Origin of the sequence: Streptomyces sp. NPDC051104, assembly GCF_040682835.1 — a bacterium.
Taxonomy (GTDB): domain Bacteria; phylum Actinomycetota; class Actinomycetes; order Streptomycetales; family Streptomycetaceae; genus Streptomyces; species Streptomyces cynarae.
In genome coordinates this window covers 16942-36838 of record NZ_JBFBBS010000037.1, presented here as the reverse complement: position 1 = coordinate 36838, position 19897 = coordinate 16942, and the positions used below count along the sequence as shown (strand labels likewise).

15 protein-coding genes are annotated in these 19897 nt (G+C 68.1%); 8 read left to right on the top strand and 7 right to left on the bottom strand.

From position 1 onward, the window contains the following. Positions 1 to 39: 39 nt before the first annotated feature. A complete protein-coding gene (locus AB0N14_RS32275; protein WP_366029248.1) occupies positions 40 to 1899 on the bottom strand; it encodes a tryptophan 7-halogenase in 1860 nt (619 codons plus the stop codon). A 269-nt stretch (positions 1900 to 2168) separates the two neighbouring features. On the opposite strand from AB0N14_RS32275, the gene AB0N14_RS32270 reads away from it, so the two are divergent. After that, positions 2169 to 3131, top strand: coding sequence for a hypothetical protein (locus tag AB0N14_RS32270; RefSeq protein WP_366029247.1), 963 nt, complete (start codon positions 2169 to 2171; stop codon positions 3129 to 3131). A gap of 78 nt (positions 3132 to 3209) precedes the next feature. Here AB0N14_RS32270 and AB0N14_RS32265 read toward each other — a convergent pair whose 3' ends face one another. Further along, positions 3210 to 4838 carry an MFS transporter gene (locus tag AB0N14_RS32265; protein ID WP_366029246.1) on the bottom strand — a complete coding sequence of 543 codons (1629 nt, stop codon included), beginning with the start codon at positions 4836 to 4838 and terminating at the stop codon, positions 3210 to 3212. 107 nt (positions 4839 to 4945) lie between these two features. Then, positions 4946 to 6286 carry a carotenoid oxygenase family protein gene (locus AB0N14_RS32260; RefSeq protein ID WP_366029245.1) on the bottom strand — a complete coding sequence of 447 codons (1341 nt, stop codon included), beginning with the start codon at positions 6284 to 6286 and terminating at the stop codon, positions 4946 to 4948. Between the two features lie 68 nt (positions 6287 to 6354). Between AB0N14_RS32260 and AB0N14_RS32255 the strand changes: the two genes are divergently transcribed. The 4 genes from AB0N14_RS32255 (at position 6355) to AB0N14_RS32240 (ending at position 10751) form a co-directional block, all read left to right on the top strand. Further along, positions 6355 to 7005, top strand: a complete 651-nt coding sequence (locus AB0N14_RS32255) for a TetR/AcrR family transcriptional regulator (RefSeq protein WP_366029244.1) — start codon at positions 6355 to 6357, stop codon at positions 7003 to 7005. A 522-nt stretch (positions 7006 to 7527) separates the two neighbouring features. After that, entirely contained in the window at positions 7528 to 8298 is a 771-nt protein-coding gene (locus tag AB0N14_RS32250) for a helix-turn-helix transcriptional regulator (protein ID WP_366029264.1), read from the top strand. Between the two features lie 105 nt (positions 8299 to 8403). After that, positions 8404 to 9387 (top strand): DUF1702 family protein, encoded by a 984-nt coding sequence (locus AB0N14_RS32245; RefSeq protein ID WP_366029243.1) that lies wholly within the window; start codon positions 8404 to 8406, stop codon positions 9385 to 9387. A 62-nt stretch (positions 9388 to 9449) separates the two neighbouring features. Continuing rightward, positions 9450 to 10751 (top strand): cytochrome P450, encoded by a 1302-nt coding sequence (locus AB0N14_RS32240; RefSeq protein WP_366029242.1) that lies wholly within the window; start codon positions 9450 to 9452, stop codon positions 10749 to 10751. Positions 10752 to 10816: 65 nt separating this feature from the next. Here the strand turns inward: AB0N14_RS32240 and AB0N14_RS32235 are convergent, their stop codons facing one another. Next, on the bottom strand, positions 10817 to 12361 hold the full coding sequence (locus AB0N14_RS32235) for a GMC family oxidoreductase N-terminal domain-containing protein (protein WP_366029241.1): 1545 nt from the start codon (positions 12359 to 12361) through the stop codon (positions 10817 to 10819). A 239-nt stretch (positions 12362 to 12600) separates the two neighbouring features. Between AB0N14_RS32235 and AB0N14_RS32230 the strand changes: the two genes are divergently transcribed. The 3 genes from AB0N14_RS32230 to asnB are packed head-to-tail and all read left to right on the top strand — an operon-like array spanning position 12601 to position 16879. Further along, positions 12601 to 13437, top strand: a complete 837-nt coding sequence (locus AB0N14_RS32230; RefSeq protein ID WP_366029240.1) for an SAM-dependent methyltransferase — start codon at positions 12601 to 12603, stop codon at positions 13435 to 13437. 9 nt (positions 13438 to 13446) lie between these two features. Then, entirely contained in the window at positions 13447 to 14994 is a 1548-nt protein-coding gene (locus AB0N14_RS32225) for a GMC family oxidoreductase N-terminal domain-containing protein (RefSeq protein ID WP_366029239.1), read from the top strand. Between the two features lie 46 nt (positions 14995 to 15040). Next, positions 15041 to 16879 (top strand): asparagine synthase (glutamine-hydrolyzing), encoded by a 1839-nt coding sequence (gene asnB, locus AB0N14_RS32220; RefSeq protein WP_366029238.1) that lies wholly within the window; start codon positions 15041 to 15043, stop codon positions 16877 to 16879. A gap of 136 nt (positions 16880 to 17015) precedes the next feature. On the opposite strand, the gene AB0N14_RS32215 is transcribed toward asnB, so the two are convergent. The 3 genes from AB0N14_RS32215 to AB0N14_RS32205 form a co-directional block, all read right to left on the bottom strand. After that, the gene (locus AB0N14_RS32215; RefSeq protein WP_366029237.1) at positions 17016 to 17432 is read right to left on the bottom strand and encodes an SgcJ/EcaC family oxidoreductase; all 417 of its coding nucleotides are present in this window, start codon (positions 17430 to 17432) and stop codon (positions 17016 to 17018) included. A 170-nt stretch (positions 17433 to 17602) separates the two neighbouring features. Continuing rightward, positions 17603 to 19051, bottom strand: a complete 1449-nt coding sequence (locus AB0N14_RS32210; RefSeq protein WP_366029236.1) for an MFS transporter — start codon at positions 19049 to 19051, stop codon at positions 17603 to 17605. Positions 19052 to 19244: 193 nt separating this feature from the next. Then, entirely contained in the window at positions 19245 to 19883 is a 639-nt protein-coding gene (locus AB0N14_RS32205; RefSeq protein ID WP_366029235.1) for a winged helix-turn-helix transcriptional regulator, read from the bottom strand. Positions 19884 to 19897: the final 14 nt, after the last annotated feature.

The window sequence follows — 19897 nt, the reverse complement described above, 5'->3', positions numbered from 1 at the left end:
ACTCCGTCACACGCGGCCCCACGCCTCGGTGCGGCCCGCTCAGCCGGCCCCGGTCGGCGAGGCCGCGCTCCTGGGGGCCTGGACGCCGTCGAATTCGGCCAGTTCGTGCGCGAAGGGCTCGGTCGCCGCGATCGGCGTCACGAGCTCTCGGTGCGCAGCGAGCGCCGGCGCGATGTGCCGCCAGTCGCTGTTGTGCGCGAAGAAGACGTCGCGCAGGGCGGAGAAGCTGCGCCGCCATGCGTCGCGCGTCTCGTCGAGCACGAAGGCCGCACCGTCGCGTGCGTACGTCATCAGTGGGAAGGTGCAGTTGTCCCGGTACACCGGGTCGCCGTGCATCCGGTACCACGTGACGTGGCGGGCACCGGGGAGCAGGGTGAACGTCGCTGTGGCGGTCTTCTTGGGGTCGCCGAAGCCCATGTAGGGCGGCAGGAAGTCGATCGAGCGGAACCGGGCGAAGATGCGCTCGCTCGCTTCTTCATAGGTGATCTCGCCTGCCAGTGCGGCGTCCATGTAGGCGCGTGAGGCCTGGGCCATGTCGACGACGCCCGGCAGATGGCTGCCGAGCACGCCCATGCGGCTCGGCTCCGTGGTCTTCTCGAGGTACGAGCGGTCCTTCGTCTTGTGGTAGTGCATCAGCAGCGAGAGTGGGCCGAACGTGCCCAGCAGGCTCCCCATCACCCAGTTGCGGTTCCATGCGTTCCAGGTGTCGTAGCTGGCGAACGAGTCGAAGGACCCGGACACGACCGTGTCGTAGTGGTCGAAGCCGCGGTTGACCACATCCTCCATGGACTTGAACCGCTCGGTCGCGTAGTCGTTCTCCGCGACGGCCTTGAGCAGCGACTCGGCGATCATGTCGACCGCGGCGATGAGCACCGACATGCCGCTGGAGTAGAGGGGGTCGATGAACGCGGCCGCGTGGGGGAGCTGGATGAGGCGGGGCGCGATCAGATGGGGCGAGGAGTACTGGATGCGGCCGGACCGGATCCATGGGCGTGCGGCTCGCGCCTCGGCGAAGTGCCGCGCGACCGTCGGGTAGGCGGAGATGATCCGGCGGAACTCCTCTTCCGGCGTCCCGTGCGGCTCGGGGTGCTTGCGCCGGTCGAGCATCAGGCCCACGCTGGTCAGCGGGTTGGTCGCGTCGCGGTGGTTGCTGAAGGGGATGACCCACATCCAGCCGCCGTCGAAGACGTGGTGCATGGTGGACTGACCGAGCGGTGAGATCAGATTGCGTCGGCCCTTGGGGTCCAACAGCAGATCAGCGCTCTTGACTCCCATCATGTGGGTGTAGATGGTGCGGGTGTCGGTGCGGAAGCGTGGCACCTCGTCGCGCATGCCGAGCTGGTCGGAGACCATCGACCGCATGCCTGAGGCATCGATGAGGAGCTTGGCGTGGTACGTCTCGCCGGAGGCCGCGCGCAGTGTGACCTCGTCGTCCCCGAAGGCGATGTCGGAGATGCGCGTCTGGGAGTGGAACGTCGCGCCGTACTTGACCGAGAGGGCGGCGAGGTAGGCATCGGTGTCCTGGCGGAACAGATGCGAGTCGGGGCCGACGGGCGGCGTCAGCGTCCCGAACTGGTTGATCTCTTCGGGTCGGTTCTCCTCGCCCGCGCGATGGTACATGAAGCCGAACGAGCGCTTCACTCCGCAATTGCTGCTCACGTGCCTGCGCAGCTTGTGGAACGTGCCGATCCACCCGATCTCCGGAACGCCGTATTTGTCGGCGACGATGCGCAGGCGCAGGCCGGTCTCCGGAATCAACGACTCGCCGATGGTGAACCTCGGATGACTCGCCCCTTCGAGCAGGAGCGTCGAAACCCCGTGCCGGGCGAGGATGCACGCGAGCATCGAGCCGCCGATTCCCGACCCGAGGATTGCCACTTCATATCGCTGAGTGCCCATGGGTTCCCCATAATCGCGGTTGTCCGTGGATGAGTATCCGTGGGAGCGCCTGCTCGCCGTCTCCAGGATGGCTGCCCGACCTGCGTCGGGGCTTCTCTCCCCTTGCCGTTACCAAAGGTGGCCGGCGCCGAAAAGCGCAATCCTGAAGATGCCGATCTACGCAAAGCCGATTGAGGGCAAGATCGAAGAAGCGGAATGGCGAATGGGGTCTGAGACTCGCGACTGACGACCGTGTCGTGCGGCCGTATCGCCATTCCAGGAGGATATCTATGACCAACGTCGTCACCGATCCACCAGCGATTTCCCGGCCCGGGACATCCATGTTCGTCAACGGACTGTTTCCGCGGCGCCGAACCCTTGTGGTCGTGGTCGGTTTCATGCTCGGATTCCTGCTGGCGTACGCGTGGTCCCCGAAACTGGCCGACGACCAGATCGGTTTCAAGAGCGCGGACGCCATGCTCGGGCACAACGCACTGACGACCCCCATCGCCGGCATCGCGTCGGGCGTGCTCTTCGCCTTCGTCTCGGGTCTGGCAGGGTCCTTCACCGCGTGCAACGTGATGGTGCTGGGTGCGGTGGGTCCCCTGGTCGGCGAATCCGCGTTGTCGCGTCGGGAGTCCGTGGCCCGTATCGCACGGCCGATCGGCTGGCTGGCCGCCGGCATGCTGCCGCTCTCGGCCCTCTACGGCGCGATGGTCGGAGTTTTCGGCACCCACATGCCGCAGTTCTCCACCACCCGCTCCCCCGGTCTCTCGCCGCGGATCATCCAGGCAATGATCGACTTCGGCGTCATCGGTCTCGTCATGATCGTGCTCGGGCTGGCGGCCGCGGGAATCGTGCCGGACCCGCTCGCCGCGGTCTCCCGGCGTTTCCGCAACGCGCCGCTGATCCTCATGGGTATGCTCATCGGCGCTTTCTTGATCGGGCGGCCGTACCCGTTGTTCGGCGCGATGTTCCGCAGTGCCGCGCAGCGCCACAACCCGCTGTACGGGGCGGCCGCGTTCGCGCTCCAGTCGCTCGGGAACATCGTCGTGATGTCGCTGATCGTCGTGCTGATCTCGATCGTCCTGCGTGGGCGGGCCGGGCGCTGGCTCGCGGCGAACCCGGCCCGGGTCAGTGCGCTGACGGCCTCGGGTTTCCTGGTCGCCGGTGTGTTTGCGGTCCTGTACTGGGATGTGCGATTGCTGCACCTGCTGGGCTACATCTGGTTTCCGACGGCGCCCTGGCACTGAGAACGTCGGCACGCACATGGCACGCACAACGGCCCGGCGCCATCAGGCGCCGGGCCGTTCTGTTCGAGGCGAGATGTACTAGGCGGCTTCTGCGGTGACCAGCAACTCGCCGCTGATCTCCTCCAGTTTGCGACGCTTGGTCTCGGGGCCGATCCACAGGAAGAGGACGGCCGCCAGGAGCAGCGGCACCGCGCCGATGACCGCGGTCACGGCGATCGAGGGAATGCTCGTGGCCGCGACGACGATCGCGATGATCAGCACCCCGCCCAGTTTGGTCATGCCGGCCGCGAGGCCCGAACCTCGCGAGCGCAGCACCGTGGGGTAGACCTCGGCGGCGTATGCGGAGACGACCGCCGCCACCGAACTGATGGCGGAGAGAGGCACGACGAGCAGCAGCGAGAGCACGAGGCGGTGGTGCACAAGTGAGTTGCCGGCCACCACGAAGCCGCCCAGCGCCAGCGCTGACGCGACCGAGAGCGCGACGATCGTCCTGCGGCTTCCCCACCACCCGTACGCCATGGCCACCAGCACGGTGAAGGGGAGGCCGAGCAGCGCCGCGTTGCGCACGACATAGTCCGATTTCACCGCCGAGAACCCGAGGTGCTGCAGGTTGGTCGGCACCCAGAGCTGGAAGCCGTAGGTCACGAGGCCGGTGCCGAGGGCGAGGACCGTGATCGCGAGAGTGGGACCGACGAACGGGCGCCGCAGGAGTCGCTGGTCGCTGTTGCGGACCGGCCCTCCGGCGCCCTCGGCGTCGGTCGAGACCTCCTGCACCGCGGCGCCGTACCTGGCCATGATCGCGCCGGCTTCCTCTCCCCGGCCTCGGGCGATCAGATAGCGGGGTGATTCCGGGATCCAGTGGTTCAGCGCGATGAACAGCAGTCCCGTGGGCAGGCCGATGAGCCACAGGATGCGCCAGCTGTAGGTCGGGGTGAGCCATCCGGCCAGCCAGCTCGTGGCCACGTAGGCGCCGGCGATGTCGCCGCCGATGAGCACCATCAGCCAGCCGCGGTGGCGTGCGGGGATCGTCTCGGCCATCAGCGCGAACGCGATCGGGAGCATGCCGCCGACGCCGAGCCCCATCAGGAAGCACATCAGCAGGTTCCAGTAGAAGCCGGGCATCGCTCCGCAGATGGAGGTGGTGATGAAGAGGATTCCAGCGAGCAGGATCGAGGAGCGCCGCCCGATGCGGTCGCCCAGCCAGCCCCAGATCCAGGAGCCGACGACCGTTCCGCTGATCCCCATGAGCGGGAGCCACGAGACGGGGATATGCCCGTGCGGGTTGGCCGGGGATTTCAGTCCGTACTCCTGGGCGACACCGGGCGCGACGAACGACAGTGTCGCCGGCTTCATGACGTCGATCGTGATCGCGATGGCGAGGACGATGAGCAGGGCGATGTGCTGACCCCGTATGGGGGCGTCGTCGATGGCTGTGACACGGATGCGCTGCGCCGACTTCTTGATCTCGCTTCCGCGCGCGGGCAGCACGCCGTACAGCGCCGCGGCCAGTCCGACCAGGATGAGCGCCATTCCTGTGATCATGGCGGCGTCCGGGTGCATCCCGGACATGCTGTAGTGCATGTCGCGCGCGTCGAAGTACATCGGCAGATGCAGCGCGACGCCCGCGGTGGACGCGAGCACGCCGAACCAGAACGCTGCCGGGTGCTCGAACTCCCCCCGGGCACGACCGAGACCCCTCAGCGCCATGAGCATTCCTCTCGTCCAGTCGAACACTCCGGACGAGACTAGGGACGGCGGCGGCGCGCGCCTTCTTCCAAATTGGCCCGATCGCGAAAGAGCAGCCGCGGGGTCGGTCAGGCTGCGATCCACGTCGCGTGGAGACCGTGCGGCACGCGCAGCGGCAGCCGCACGACGGCTGTCGGCTCTCCGGTGAAGTCGGCGGTGTCCAGAACCACCAGTTCACTGCGGTCGTCCGCCGCGTCGTAGACGAGGCTCAGCAGCCAGCCGTCCGCCTCGGCGGCGTCGTGGCTGCGCGGCACGAAGACCGCTTCGCCGGTCTCCCGTCCCGGGCCGAACTCGTGGGTGTCCGTACGGCCGAGGGCCAGGTCGTGGCGGAGGAGGCCGGGGCCGGCGAGGTAGCCTCCGCTCCCGCACGGCGACATGGCGACGGCGAAGCCGTACCGGTTGTACGAGCCCTTGTAGCGGTCGTCGATCCTGGGGAACTCCTCGGCGTGCTCTTCGAGTTGCTTTTCTACGACCGTGCCGCTGCGCGGGTCGATCGTCCACCGCCAGAGTGTGGGGGCCGTCTCGCCCGGCCGCAGCGGCTGGCGGTCGAAGACCCGCGGGTGGCGGACGAGGTGGATGATGATCCGGTTCGCGCTTTCGTAGGCGTTGAGCGGATGGAAGACGTAGCAGGGATCGACATCCATCCAGAGCACATCGGGTGCTGTGGCCTCGCGTGGCAGCACGCCGATCCTGGACTCGTGATCCGTGCGCCACCTGTACGGGACGCGCGAGCCGCCGGCTGCTGCGGCCGGGTCGTAGGCGACCGGGAGGTCGTAGAAGACCGCGTAGCGTTCGGTCAACGAGAAGGCGTGCATCATCGGTGGGCTCTTCACCGCGATCGGCAGCGTTCTGCGTACCCTGCCGTCCGCGCCGATGACGTGGTACTGGACGTACGGCGGCTCGTGGTAGTAGGCGGCCGCGAACATCTCCCCGGTGAGCGGATCGATCTCTGGGTGGGCGGAGAACCCGGCCGTGAGCGTTCCGTCGAAGTCGACGCGGGCCGCGGTGGCCAGGTCGGTGCCGATCTGGACCGGCAGCACTCCCCCGTCGCCGAGCGCGAGGATGAAGCCCGCGTGCTGGACGAGGTTGCCCCCGGCATCGTCGGACAGGCCGTGCCGGGGTCCCGGCGCAGGCAGTTCTCCCAGATGGGCACAGACCCGGTCCGTCCGCAGCCACCTGTTGCGATACCACTGCGCGCGTCCGTCCTGGATACGGATGGCGTGCACCATGGGTGCCCCTTCGAACGCGTGGCGGCGCGCGTCGGGGGCACCCAGGGGGTTGGGTCCGATGCGGGTGAAGGTGCCGTTCAGCTCGGGCGGCAGTTGCCCCACCACATCCGGCTGGAACACGGTGGCCTCGTGGGAGACCGGTCGGTAGCCGCCTGCCTGGATATACGGTGCGCCGCCCATCCCGCCTCCGTCACTCCGTCACATATCAGCGTTACGTAACATTGTCATGTTCGGCTGCCTGTGCGATCATGTCAAGAGTGAGCCCTCGACAAGCCGACCCTGAAGTGAGCGCGAATCTGATCCTGACCGCAGCGCGCATCCTGCGGGAGGAGGGTCCGAACGCACTGTCCACCCGGCGGCTCGCCGCCGCCGTGGGCACGTCCACCACCGCGGTGTACACCCACTTCGGCGGTATGGACGACCTGGTCAGGGCAATGGTCCATGAGGGCTTCCGGCGCCTGAACGACCGGATGGCCGAGGTCGCGCAGACCGATGACCCCGTCGCCGACGTCGCGACACTCGGATACGCGTACCGGGCCAACGCGATGGAGCATCAGTACCTGTACTCGGTCATGTTCGGCGGAGCGAGCCTCGGCGGCTTCGCGCTCTCGGACGACGAACGACAGCACGGCCGCTACACACTGGAGACACTGGTGGGCGCCGTGACCAGATGCATGAAGGCGGGCCGGTTCCGTACCGACGACCCGGCGCGCGTGGCCCATCAGATGTGGATCGGGGTCCACGGGCTCGTCACGCTGGAACTTGGCGGATACCTCGTCGAGCCCTACGACGCCGACACCTGCTTCCGGACGTTGGTGTGCAGCATGCTGGTCGGTGCCGGCGACAACGGTGACAAGGCGGCGGCGGCGATGGATATCGCCCGCGCGCGTCAGAAGTGAAGGGTGTGCACAGCCCAGGAGTTGGCGAGCGACTCCTCGACAAGGGACCACCCACCGAGTTCGAGTCGCAGTTGGCCCCGTAGATCCGGCGCCCGTCCCGAGACACCGCCACCCCGATCGGGTTCTTGCCGACGCGGATGGGGCTGCGCCAAGTGATTCGGAATTTACTCGGCGCTTGCCATTTACGGTGATCGAATTGGGTGGCGGCCCCATAGACGTCCCCGGCGATTCACCGTCAAGGTCAGTTCGTCGTACCGTGACTGCTGGTCCGAGCCAGTGCCCCCAGCCGTCACACAGGACCCGTTGGCCCATTTGATTCACAGGAATCACGAGGAAACTGCCAGGTGCAAATTCGATACAGGCAACTTCAAAGAAGTGGGCGAGATGGGAACATGTGCATCATCTAACCGCATCTCAGAGGCTGACGAAGCGATTCAGCAGCCGATCATGGGCTAGCCGCACCAGACAACGGGGGGTCCTGTGGAGGTATCGAGACTAGCGGTGGAACGTGCGATAACGACGATGTGGGATCACTACAGTGAGCCCTTGTCCTTAGATGAGATCGCCAACACCGCAGTCCTGAGCAAGTTCTACTTCTCGCGGGTCTTCCGCAACGTCACCGGTACCTCGCCCGGGCGCTTCCTGACGGCGATCCGCCTGTACAGCGCGAAAAATCTCCTGCTGGAGACGTCGCTGAGCGTGACCGACATCGCGTATCAGGTGGGCTACAACAGCCTGGGTACGTTCACCACCCGCTTCACTCGCAGTGTCGGCGCATCACCGACCCGCTTCCGGTCGCTGTCCCACAGCGGCCTGCCACAGCTCCCGCGCTCCGGGAGGGACATGGACCGCCGGACCGGCACGGTGCACGGCACGGTGGTGCTGCCACCGACCAGCACCCCGTTACGCGTCTATGTCGGCGCGTTCAACAGTCCCATCGTCGAGGGGATGCCGGTCTCCTGCGACATCCTCGAAAGCCCCACCGACGCATGCCGAGTGCTGACATACCGACTCAGTGCAGTGCCCGTCGGTGAGTGGTACGTCCGCGCGGCCGCCGTGGCGGTGCGCTGGGCCGACGTCGATCCACGCCCGTGGGCGCGCCATCCCCTCTTGGTGGGCGCGGGCAAGCCCGTCGTCATGCGCGCCGGCCACGATGTCGATCTCCGGATCCCGATGCGCACGGTGGACAGGACCGATCTGCCGATCCTGCTGGCGCTGCCGGAGCTGGACAACCGGCACCTCCCCGAGGCCAATCCAACGCCACGGCGGGCCCCGGAGTTCGCGTCCCTCTGACGCACCGTCATCTCGGCAAGCAGAGAGTAGGCGAGCCGACCCGCGGGTTGACACGATCCCACTCAGGTGCCCGAGTAACAGGCGACCCGCCGAAAGGAGAGAAGCATGGCCAGTGGTTGGCGAGCGCTCAGGCGCCGGATTCTGACGCCGAGCACGTCGGAGGCGAACCTTTCGGTGCGCGGCTTCCACGTGAAGAGCGCTGCCGCACGGGAGATGCTGGAAACGATAGGCGAGACCTTCCTCACCGGGTACGCGTACGCCGCCGAGGCGCGCCGGCCGGAGGACGCCGAGGCACGTCTTGAGGAGCTGCCGTGGCAGTTCCGCGGTTTCGCCTACGAAGGTGCCGGCATGGGCTTCGCCATACGCGACGGCCTCCCGTTCGGAGGCCGCAACGTGAGCCGGTTCCTGGAAGGCCGGGCCAAGGAGCACGTGTACATGGTGTACGTCGGGGTGGGCTGGGCCATGGCCCGGTTGCCGCGGTTCCGCTGGGCGAAGGCGTCCGCCGCCGCGGCGGATCCGCTGTTGCGCTGGCTCGTTCTCGACGGGTACGGCTTCCACCAGGCCTACTTTCACACCGACCAGTACGTGCACAGGCAATATCAGGAGTCGAACTTCCCCTGGCCCGCTGGTGGCCCGGCCCCGTACGCGAGCCGTGTGATCGACCATGGCATCGGACGGGCGATCTGGTTCGTCGGCGGAGCCGACCCCGACAGGGCAACCGACCTGATAGACGCGTTCGACGAGAGTCGGCGGCCCGACCTCTACAGCGGTGCCGGCCTGGCGGCAACCTACGCGGGCGCACTGGACGGGGATGAGCTGCGGGCCTTCATGCGACGCGCCGGAAACCACCTGCCGCAGGTCGCGCAGGGCGCCGTGTTCGCCGCGACCGCACGGTTCCAGACCGATCTCGTGACGGCCCACACCAGGCTGGCGACCAGCATGCTCTGCGGCATCACGCCGGCACAGGCGGCCGAGCTGGCCGACAGGAGCCGCGGCGAGGCTGTCGGCGGCTCCGACGTCCCCTCCTATGAACTCTGGCGGCGACGCATCACCTCGGGGCTCGCCGAACTCCGGCGGGCCGTTCCGTGACCACCACGAGTTCTCCGGTCACACGGGCCCGCCGGCGGATGCCCGGGCCGCCACGCACCTCCATGCTCCCCGTCCTGGTCAGGATGGTGCGGAGCCGTCTCGACGTCATGGCGTGGGCAGCTGCCGAATACGGCGACGCGGTCCGCCTGCCGCTGGGCCCCAAAACGCTCTACTTCTTCAACCACCCCGACCACGCCAAGCACGTTCTGGCCGACCATGCCGAGAACTACACCAAAGGCCTCGGCATGATCCACGCCCGGCGTGCCCTCGGGGACGGTCTGCTCACCAGCGACGGTGAACTCTGGCGCAGGCAGCGCAAGACCATCCAGCCGGTATTCCAGCCGAAACGGATCACCCTTCAGCTCGCCGCCGTCAGCGACGAGGCCGAGCGGCTGACGGCGCGGCTTCGCGCCCAGGTCGGTGTGGGTCCGGTGGACGTACGTGAGGAGATGACCGCGCTCACTCTGGGCGTGCTCGGGCGCACGCTGATCGACGCCGACCTCGGCGCCTTCGAGTCGCTCGGCGACTCGTTCGAGGCCGTCCAGAACCAGGCGATGTTCGATGCCATCACGCTGGGCACGGTGCCGCTGTGGCTCCCGCTGCCTCTGCAGACGCGCTTCCGGCGCGCCCGGCGGGACCTGCAGCGCATCGTCGACCGGTTGGCCGCCGATCGTGCCGTCAAGCCCGCCGGCGACGACATCGTCTCGCGGCTGATCGAGTCGTTCCGCCACGAACCCGACCAGCGTGTCGGACGGATCCGCATGCGCGACGAGCTGGTCACTTTGCTGCTCGCCGGGCACGAGACCACCGCCAGCACGCTCAGTTGGGCGTTCCACCTGCTCGACGAGCACCCGCAGGTGTGGGAGCGGCTGCACGATGAGGCTGTCGAGGTGTTCGGACGCGGGCCGCTGACCGCCGAGAGCCTGCACAGGCTCACCTACACGACGCAGGTCCTCAATGAGGTCATCCGCCTCTATCCTCCGGTCTGGCTGCTACCGCGCATCGCCCGCGCGGCCGACGAGATCGGCGGTTTCCCTGTCGCCGCCGGCGCCGACGTGCTGCTCTGCCCCTATCTGCTCCACCGGCACCCGGCGTTCTGGGCGGCGCCCACGCGCTTTGACCCGGAGCGATTCACCCCGGCCGCGTCGGCGGGCAGGAACCGTTACTCCTACATCCCGTTCGGCGCGGGACCGCGGTTCTGCGTCGGAAACAGCCTCGGCATGATGGAGGCCACCGTCGTACTCGCCACGGTGGCACGCGATCTGCGTCTGACGAAGATACCCGGATACAAGGTGGCCGGCGAGGCGATGCTGACCCTGCGGATCCGCGGCGGCCTGCCGATGAGGGTGCGCCAGGTGACCTGACGGGCGTGACGGACAAGGAACCGGCCGGGGCGGCTGAGCTGCCCCGGCCGGTTCGTGTCGGCCGGCTACGCGCGCAGCCAGTCGGCCGTCCGCTCACCGATCATGATGGAGGTGAGGTTCGTGTTCGCCCGCACCGTGTTGGGCATCACCGAGGCGTCGCAGACGTAGAGGGACTCCAGCCCGTGCACTGCGCACCGCTCGTCCACGACGGCCGAGGGATCCTCCTGCGGCCCCATCCGTACCGTCCCGACCGGGTGGTAAGCGCTGTCGACGCTCGTCCTGACGTACTGCCGGATCATGTCGTCGTTCTCGATCACCGCCTCACGCAGGATGACGGAGCCCTGCGCCAGGCCACGGATGCCCGGATGGTTGGCCAGGCGCCAGGAGGTGCGCACGCCCTCCACGAGCAGGTCGAGCTCTCGGCCGTCGTCGGCGAGGAAGTTCAGCTCGATCCGTGGCGGTGCCAGCGGGTCCGTGGAGGCCAGCACGAGCGTGCCGCGGGAGCGCGGGCGCTGCGACACGACCATGACGCCCATGATCATCGTGGTTCCCGAGAGCATCTGCAGCTCGGGAAAGTGCGTCAGGTCGAAGTGGTTCACCATGTAGTACTGCAAGTCGTTCGTCTCGTCGGAGCCCGGCGCGGTGGTGCGGAGGATCTGCTGCAGGAACGGGCCCGACGGGTCGCAGGCATCGGGGCGCGGCACGAGGAACGCGCCGGTGCGCTGGTGGTCCACGAGGTTGGCGCCGACGCCCGGCAGGTCGGCGCGGCTGTCGATGCCGAGCCGTCGCAGGTCGGCGGCGGGGCCGATGCCGGATCGCATGAGGATCGTCGGCGACGCCACGGCGCCGGCCGCCAGGATCACGCGTCGGGCGCTGATCGTCTCGTACGTGCCGCCGGCCACGGACGCCGTCACGCCGACCGCGCGTGCCCCCTCGAACACGATCCGGTCGACGACCGTGTGGGGCCTGATGTCCAGGTTGGGGCGCTCCCGCGCCGGAGTCAGGTAGGCCATCGCCGTGGTGACCCGGGGCAGTCCGTCGCGCCGGTTCGACGGGATGGGGCCGACGCCGGTTGCCTCAGGGTGGTTGTGGTCTTTGGCCTCGGGGAAGCCCGCCTCGAGGCAGGCTTCGACGAAGGCGACCTGACCGGGCACCAGTTCCTCCGGGCGCCAGCGGCGGATCGGGTACGGGCCGCCCTGGCCGTGGTATTCGCCGCCGAAGTCGAGATCGTCCTCCAAGCGCCGGAAGTACGGGAGCACTTCCTGCCAGGACCATGACGGGTTCCCGGCTTGCGCCCACTCGTCGTAGTCGCCGGGGACACCGCGCAGGGCGACCGTGGCGCCGACGGCCGACGAGCCGCCGGTCACTTTGCCGCGCGGGTAGCGGATCCGGCGCCCGTCGTGGATGTCCGCCTTGAACTGCCAGTCGTGGTCGTGGAAGGACATCGCGTTGCCCGTGCGGATGTCGGGGGGTGTCTCCTGCGGCGTCAGGTAGTCGGGCCCGGCCTCGAGGAGAAGTACACGGCGCGACGCGTCCTCACTCAGTCGCGCGGCGAGCACAGCGCCGGCCGAGCCGGCGCCGACGACAATGTCATCGTATTGAGCCGTCATACATCACCCTCGCTGACATGGGCTGCGGAAGCGCGACGTGACACAGGCACACGTCGCCAGGACGCAGCGGAGTTGTGGGTCCCTCTCGTCAAGCGTTGCCTCGGCGGACGCGGCGGACTACTCCGGCGTTGCCCGGCGCGTGCCGGGCACGGAGTGAGAAGCCCTGGCGCGCCCGCGGCGTCACGCTGGTGTCGTGGATGCCGCGAGCTCCGGTGCCGCGGCGCGAAGGAGGCTGCCGCATGTCAGACAACTCATCGATGACGAGTCTCGAGGAGGCGCCGGTCGGCGTGAACGCCATGATCCCCAACACGGCTCGGATCATGGACTACTTGCTCGGCGGGACCGCGAACTTCGCGTCGGACCGCGCCGTCGGCGACAACGCGTTCGTCAACTGGCCGGGGGACCCCGGCGGTGTCGAGGGCGTGCGCGTCGACCTGCACGCAGCACGCGACGCTCTGGGGCGCATCGTCGGACATCTCGCGGGCGAGTGCCGGATACGGCAGTTCCTCGACCTGGCCACCGGGCTGCCGACCATGGGCAACACGCACGAGGCCGCGCGCGTGGTGGCGCCCGGCTGCCGCGTCGTCTACGTGGACAACGAGCCGTCCGTCGCGGCCCACGGGCAGTACCTGCTCGCTTCCGATCCCGACACTGTCTTCCTCGATGCGGACTTCCGCGACCCGCAGGACATCCTGCGCCGGGCCGCCGCGACGCTCGACTTCTCCCAGCCCGTCGGGCTCATCCTGTTCGGCGTGCTCCACTTCGTCGACGACGCCGACGGGCCCGAGCGGATTCTGGCCGACCTGCTCGCCGCCGTCCCCTCCGGCAGCTATCTCGCGCTCTCCCACTTCGCGAAGGACGACGGGGACACGGCACTGAACGCGATGCTCACGGAGATGGACAAGCAGACGGGCGATTCCGTGGTTCGCCGGACCCGTTCCGAGGTCGAGCGGTTCTTCGACGGTCTGGACGTCATACCGCCCGGGGTGGTGGAGACGCAGCTCTGGCGGCCGCCGCAGGACGCCTCCGGTCCCCAGCCGCTGCCCATGTGGTGCGGCCTCGCCCGCAAGCGGTGAGGGGCGCGCATGTCGGCACAGAAGTATGACGACATCGTCGTGGGGGCGGGCAGTGCCGGCGCCGTGCTGGCCGCCCGTCTGAGCGAGGACCCTGGCCGGCGCGTGCTGCTGGTCGAGGCCGGACGGCACTACGCCACGCAGGCGGCGGCCCCTGACGACCTGCTGGACGCCAACGCCATGTCGCTCGTGAAGCACAGCTGGGGGTTCACCACGCAGCTCACGCGCAACCGCCGTGTCATGTTTCCGCTCGGGAAGGTCACCGGCGGCTCCTCGGCCGTGGGCAACACGGTCGCGATCAGGGGCACCCCGCAGGATTACGACGAGTGGGCGGACAACGGCAACCCGTTGTGGAGCTGGGAACACGTGCTCCCGGTCTTCCGCGCGCTCGAGGAGGATCTGGACTTCGGCGACCGTGAGGTCCACGGGCGCCGCGGCCCGGTGCCCGTCCGGCGGTGGCGCTCCGAGGAATTGACGGAGGTTCAGCAGTCGTTCCTCGAGGTCTGTCTCGCCGCCGGCCACCCGTGGGCCGAGGACCACAATCACCCCGAGTCGACCGGCGTCGGACCGATCCCGTCGAATCGGCGCGATCCTCGGGTCCGTGTGTCGACGGCGATGTCGTATCTGTGGCCGGCGAGCGCCCGGGAGAACCTTTCCATCCTGTCTCGTGCCCTCGTCGACCGGGTCGTGTTCGAGGGTGATCGCGCGGCGGGTGTGGTTCTGTCCGCGGACGGCGGTCCGTTCGAGACGATCCGCGCACGGCGGGTGATTCTGTCGGCTGGAGCGGTCGCCTCGCCGGCGATCCTGCTGCGCTCGGGGATCGGGCCCGCGGAGGACCTGCGCGCGCTGGAAGTACCGGTGCGGGTGGATCTGGCCGGCGTCGGTGCGGGGCTGACCGATCAGCCCCGCATCGGCGTGTTCATGACGCCGAAGCCGGGCTACGAGAACGAGGGGAAGTCGACCGGGCAGATCGTGACCCGCACGACCGACAGCCGGTTCAACGACCAGTACTACGCGATGGTCAACCGTTTCGATCTCACGCTCCACTTCCCCGAACTGCGGAAGGTCGCGGGGGCCAGGGCGGTGTTCGGCGTGATGGTCGTGCTGCGTCGGCAACACTCGCGCGGCCGGGTCACCCTCGCTGCGTCCGACCCGTATGCGGCTCCCCGCGTCGACCTGGGCTACCTCTCCGATGAGCGCGACTACCGCCTGCTGGCGGAAGGTGTCAGGGGCTGCTGGGAGCTGGCGAGTTCGCCCAAGATCTTCGACAAGGGCGAGCAGTTGGTCGCCCTGGATCAGCGCGTCATGGACGACGACGAGGCCCTGCGCGAGTACATCGAGAGGGCCGTCGACAGCGCCTACAACCCGGTCGGGACGGTGCGTATGGGGCCGGCCGGCGACCCGCGGGCAGTTGTCGATCAGCGATGCGCGGTCCACGGGGTGGAAAACCTCCATGTCGTGGACGCGTCCGTCATGCCCAGCATGGTCTGCGCCAACACGCACCTGACCGTCGTCATGATCGGCGAACGGGCGGCCGCCCTGTTGCGCGGTGCCGCGTGAATCGACACGAGACCGAACCTGTTTGATGGCCACAGGAGGCAGGCAGATGTGCGGAATCACCGGCTGGGTCTCGTTCGGCGGCGACCTCGCGCACGAGCAGACAGTCCTGGATGCGATGACCGAGACCATGGCGTGTCGGGGTCCCGACGCCTGCGGCACGTGGATCGACCGGCACGCCGCCCTCGGCCACCGGAGGCTGGCCGTGATCGATCTGGTCGGCGGGGCCCAGCCGATGACCGTGCGCACCGAACGCGGCGATGTGACGCTCGTCTACAGCGGCGAGGTCTACAACTTCGTCGAACTGCGCAAGGAGTTGGCCCAGCGTGGAGAGCGTTTCACCACCTCCAGCGACACAGAGGTGGTCTTGCGCGGGTACCTGCGCTGGGGGGCGGCGGTGGCCGACCGACTCAACGGGATGTACGCGTTCGCCATCTGGGACGCGCGGGAGCAGAAACTGGTGATGATCCGCGACCGGATGGGGATCAAGCCGCTCTTCTACTACCGGACGCCCGACGGCGTTCTCTTCGGTTCGGAGCAGAAGGCCATCCTGGCCAATCCTCTGGCCAAACGGGTCGTGGACGCGGACGGGCTGCGCGAGGCGCTTTCCTACGCGTTCACTCCGGGCCACGCGATCTGGGCCGACGTACAACAAGTCCGACCCGGCACAGTCGTCACCGTCGATGCCGCCGGCCTGCGAGAGCGCACCTATTGGCGGTTGGAGACCCGGCCGCACACCGACGACCTGGACACCTCCGTCGGGCGGGTTCGTGAACTGCTGGACGACACCGTGCGACGGCAACTCGTCGCCGACGTACCACGCTGCCTGCTGCTGTCCGGCGGGCTGGACTCCGGCACGCTCACCGCCCTGGCCGCGGCTCATCTCGCCGGCGAGCGGGTGCCGACGTTCGCGGTCGACTTCATGGGCCAGGCCGAGAACTTCAAGCCGGACGACCTGCGCGACACCCCGGACACCCCGTTCATCCGCGACGTCGCCGAGCATGTCGGCTCGGAGCACACGGACATCGTGCTGGACCCGAAGACGCTGGCCGACCCCGCCGTCCGCAAGGCCGCGCTCATCGCCCGCGACGTCCCGATGGGCGTCGGTGACATGGATTTCTCGCTGTACCTGCTGTTCAAGGCGATACGTGAGAAGTCGACTGTCGCCCTGTCCGGCGAGTCGGCGGACGAACTGTTCGGCGGGTACAAACACATGCACATCCCTACCATCCAGAGCGCACGCGTGTTTCCATGGATCGCCGTCAGCGTGGGGCCGTTCGACAAGGACGCCACCGGGCTGGACCCGCAACTGGTGTCGCAGCTGAAACTCGAGGAGTACCGGCTGGACCGGTACGACAGCGCCGTCGGGGAAGTCGAGCGGCTCGACTCCGAAGACGACTTCGAGTACCGCATGCGGGTCATGATCTATCTGCACCTCACCCGGTTCATGCAGTACCTGCTCGACCGCAAGGACCGCATGAGCATGGCGGTCGGGCTGGAGGTCCGGGTGCCGTTCTGCGACCACCGGCTCGTCGAATACGTCTACAACGCGCCCTGGTCGTTGAAGACGTACGACGGCAGGGAGAAGAGTCTGCTGCGCGGAGCGGCCAAGGGGATGCTGCCGGAGTCAGTCGCTTGGCGGCCGAAGAGCCCCTATCCGTCGACTCAGGACCCCTTTTACAGCCGGGAGCTCCAGCACCAGGGCAAGGAATTGCTGACGCGCCCAGGTCATGAAGTGTTCGAGTTGGTGGACCGGGGCTGGCTCGAGGCTGCGACACAGCGCGACCCGTCCGTGATGGACCGGCTGACGCGGCTGGGGCTGGAGCGGGCTCTCGACCTCGCTGTGTGGCTGGACGTCTATCACCCTGAGCTCAAGCTTGCCAAGTGAGCGTTTGGTTCGCCTGTCCGATGGTTCATGGCGATTTCCGGAGGCCACACGCGAGCACAGGCTCAAGCGATCCGCCGGAAAACGCTGCTGTGCCCCGTCCCGGCGACCGGGACGGGGCACGGTCATGGCAGCCCGGTTACGACCGGCCGGGCGCGACCGAGGGGCTGTTGCTGTAGGCCGCAAGCTGCCACTTGCCGTCCTTCTTGGCGAGCACCCAGGTCGCGTATACCGTCCGCTCGGGCGGAGCCTGGGTCTCTCCGGGAATCAGGACGCCGGTCTCGCTGATGACCACGGCTGCCTCGTCGTTCAGGAAACGGACGTCGAGCACATTGTCGGATGTCCGCGTGCCCTTCAGAGGCCCGCTGAACGAGAACGCCATGGCATCGTGGATCTCCTGGCGCGACTTCAGGTACGAGCCGGGCAGGATGGCGCTGGCGTCGTCGAAGTACTCGGCGACGAACGCGTCCGGGTCAGCGTTGTTCCAGGCCTGGTAGACGCCCTTGACGACGTCGAGGATGGCCGCCTCTTCCTGCTTCTGGGCTTCGGTAGTCAAGATCCTTACCTCGTTTCGTTCGTATGTTTCGGATCACCACGGTCGCCGGCTCAACGGGAACCGGTGGCGGGTTCATGCAGGGAACAGGGTCGTGCGCACCGGCGATGGGTGGGAAGAGGATGTGCGTCGCCGGTGCAGGAAGCGCGGGCCTCGTCTCCTTTCTCGGTGGATCAGTCGCTGACCAACGGAACAGCCGTTTCGGCAGGTTGCACCGCCGGGGCGGGGGCATAGGCGGGGGCGCGGTGCGTCGGGTACGCCAGCGATGCGAAGATGCCGACCGCCGAGAGCACCGCGCACAACCCCAGCGCATGGCTGAAGTTGGTGATGAAGGTCTGGTGAGATGTGTAGTTGCCGGCGTGGGCGAAGACGCTTGCGGTGAACGCCACTCCGAAGACGCCGCCCAGTTCGCGCAGCGTCGCGCTGGTACCCGAGGCGATGCCGGTTTCGTCCGGACCCACCGAGGTCATCACCCCGTTCGCGACGGTGGGGAAGACGATGCCGATGCCGACTCCGGCGACGAGCAGCCCTGCGATGACCCCGCCGAAGCCGATGCCGGGCTTGGCGACCAGGGCGACCCATCCGAATCCGATCGCCTGCAGGGCCATGCCCAGGGCCATGAACGGACGGTTGCCGTACTTGTCGGCCAGGGGGCCGACGACGGGGGCGATGAACATGGACACGGCCGTCCAGGCGAGCAGGTGCAGGCCCGCCTTGAGCGGGCTGTCGCCGAGCCCGGATTGGAGGAACTGCGACATCAAGAACAGCGCGCCGAAGAGTCCGGCGTACATGAAAAAGGTGACCCAGCTCGCCGCGTTGAAGGCGCGGTTGCGGAACAGGTCAAGACGTACCATCGGCGCTCGCCTGCGTCCCTCGACCACGAGGAACACTGCCACCACGGCCGCTCCGGCGATCAGCGAGACGACGACCTGCGAGCTGGCCCACCCCACGCTGCTGACCCGAGCCAGCCCCCAGGCCAGAAGGAAGAAGCCGGCGCAGGCCAGGGCCAGACCGTACAGGTCGAGAGGCTGGCGCGGTCCGTAGCTCTCTGTGAGCCGCAGCAGTGAGAGCAGGCCGGCCACCACGCCGATGGGGACGTTGAACCAGAAGATCCAGTGCCAGCTGAGCCCGTCGACGACGGCACCACCGATGACCGGGCCGATCGCGACCGCGAAGCCTGAGACGGCGCCCCACATGCCGATGGCCGCGCCCCGCTTCTCGACCGGGAAGGCGTCGCTGATCAGTGTGAGCGAGATGGGCATGATGACGGCCGCGCCCAGCCCCTCGCCGGCGCGGGCGGCGATCAGCACGCCCACGCTCGGGGCGAGGGCCGCCATCGCCGAGGCCGCCGCGAAGATGACGAGGCCGACCGCGAATGCGCGGCGGCGCCCGAAGCGGTCGGCGAGGGCGGCTGCGGGCAGCAGGAGGCAGGCGAAGGTGAGGACGTAGGCGTTGATGGTCCACTCGAGGTCGCCGACGTTCGCGTTGAGGCTGGTGCGCAGCACCGGCAGGGCGGTGGTGACGACGAGGGCGTCCAGGGCGGCCATGAAGACGCCCACCGAGCTGAGGGCCAGTGTCCAGCCCTTGTGGGGTGCAGGTGCCCCGGATTCGGCGGATTGCATGGTGCGCTCACTCCTCCCCGGAGGCTCTGCAGCCTGCGGCGATAGCTGTCACTCCAGATCTTGAAGTGATTACTTCAAATTTTGCACCGCAAGCCTAGGGGTGCCGCGGAATGCGCACAACCTGTTCACTCGAACGGCGGTATGCGGGTGTGAAGCTTCACCTGCCGGCCGGCAGGGAGACCCGCACGTGTCACTACTTGATCAGGGACCTGATCAACCGCTCGTCTCCGCGGAGCGCGACACGCCCGGCGCCGACGGCATCGTCAAGCGTTTCGTCACCGGTGATCAGCATCTTGAGGGTGTGGGCGTCGAGCTGGACGGTTGCGTCGGGCTCGTAGGCGGCGGCGCGGGTGATGTCCAGGCCGGCGTCGCCGAAACGGAGCGTGTAGTGATCGGCGTCGATGCGCATGTCGCAGGTGCCGGCCACCAGCGCGCCAGTGGCGAAGACGAACATGGCCTGGGAGCGCAGCGACAGCAGGAGCGAGTCCACGGTCGACGGGGCATGCCGGTCCCAGTAGGGTGAGCCGACCGCCCAGTCGCCCAGCGCGAACAGTACGGGCTCCAGGGACCGGCCCCAGTCGGTCAGCTCGTACACCGGGCCGCTCACCGGGGCACCGGCGCGGTATTTGCGCACCACACCGATCTCTTCCAGATCGCGAAGGCGCATCGTCAGGATGTTCGAGCTGGCGCCGCAGAGGCCGTCCCTCAGGTCGCGGAAGCGCTTCGCCCCGAGCAGCAGCTCGCGCACCACCAGAAGGGCCCAGCGTTCCCCCACGAGATCCAGCGCGTGGGAGACGGGACAGCCTTCGTTGTAACTGCGCTTCTTTTCCATGCTTTTTACCATAA

Excerpts from the sequence above, each read along its gene's own strand:
- AB0N14_RS32275 (WP_366029248.1), bottom strand. The coding sequence starts at position 1,899 with ATGGGCACTCAGCGATATGAAGTGGCAATCCTCGGGTCGGGAATCGGC.
- AB0N14_RS32270 (WP_366029247.1), top strand. The coding sequence starts at position 2,169 with ATGACCAACGTCGTCACCGATCCACCAGCGATTTCCCGGCCCGGGACA.
- AB0N14_RS32265 (WP_366029246.1), bottom strand. The coding sequence starts at position 4,838 with ATGGCGCTGAGGGGTCTCGGTCGTGCCCGGGGGGAGTTCGAGCACCCG.
- AB0N14_RS32260 (WP_366029245.1), bottom strand. The coding sequence starts at position 6,286 with ATGGGCGGCGCACCGTATATCCAGGCAGGCGGCTACCGACCGGTCTCC.
- AB0N14_RS32255 (WP_366029244.1), top strand. The coding sequence starts at position 6,355 with ATGTCAAGAGTGAGCCCTCGACAAGCCGACCCTGAAGTGAGCGCGAAT.
- AB0N14_RS32250 (WP_366029264.1), top strand. The coding sequence starts at position 7,528 with ATGTGGGATCACTACAGTGAGCCCTTGTCCTTAGATGAGATCGCCAAC.
- AB0N14_RS32245 (WP_366029243.1), top strand. The coding sequence starts at position 8,404 with ATGGCCAGTGGTTGGCGAGCGCTCAGGCGCCGGATTCTGACGCCGAGC.
- AB0N14_RS32240 (WP_366029242.1), top strand. The coding sequence starts at position 9,450 with ATGCTCCCCGTCCTGGTCAGGATGGTGCGGAGCCGTCTCGACGTCATG.
- AB0N14_RS32235 (WP_366029241.1), bottom strand. The coding sequence starts at position 12,361 with ATGACGGCTCAATACGATGACATTGTCGTCGGCGCCGGCTCGGCCGGC.
- AB0N14_RS32230 (WP_366029240.1), top strand. The coding sequence starts at position 12,601 with ATGTCAGACAACTCATCGATGACGAGTCTCGAGGAGGCGCCGGTCGGC.
- AB0N14_RS32225 (WP_366029239.1), top strand. The coding sequence starts at position 13,447 with ATGTCGGCACAGAAGTATGACGACATCGTCGTGGGGGCGGGCAGTGCC.
- asnB (WP_366029238.1), top strand. The coding sequence starts at position 15,041 with ATGTGCGGAATCACCGGCTGGGTCTCGTTCGGCGGCGACCTCGCGCAC.
- AB0N14_RS32210 (WP_366029236.1), bottom strand. The coding sequence starts at position 19,051 with ATGCAATCCGCCGAATCCGGGGCACCTGCACCCCACAAGGGCTGGACA.
- AB0N14_RS32205 (WP_366029235.1), bottom strand. The coding sequence starts at position 19,883 with ATGGAAAAGAAGCGCAGTTACAACGAAGGCTGTCCCGTCTCCCACGCG.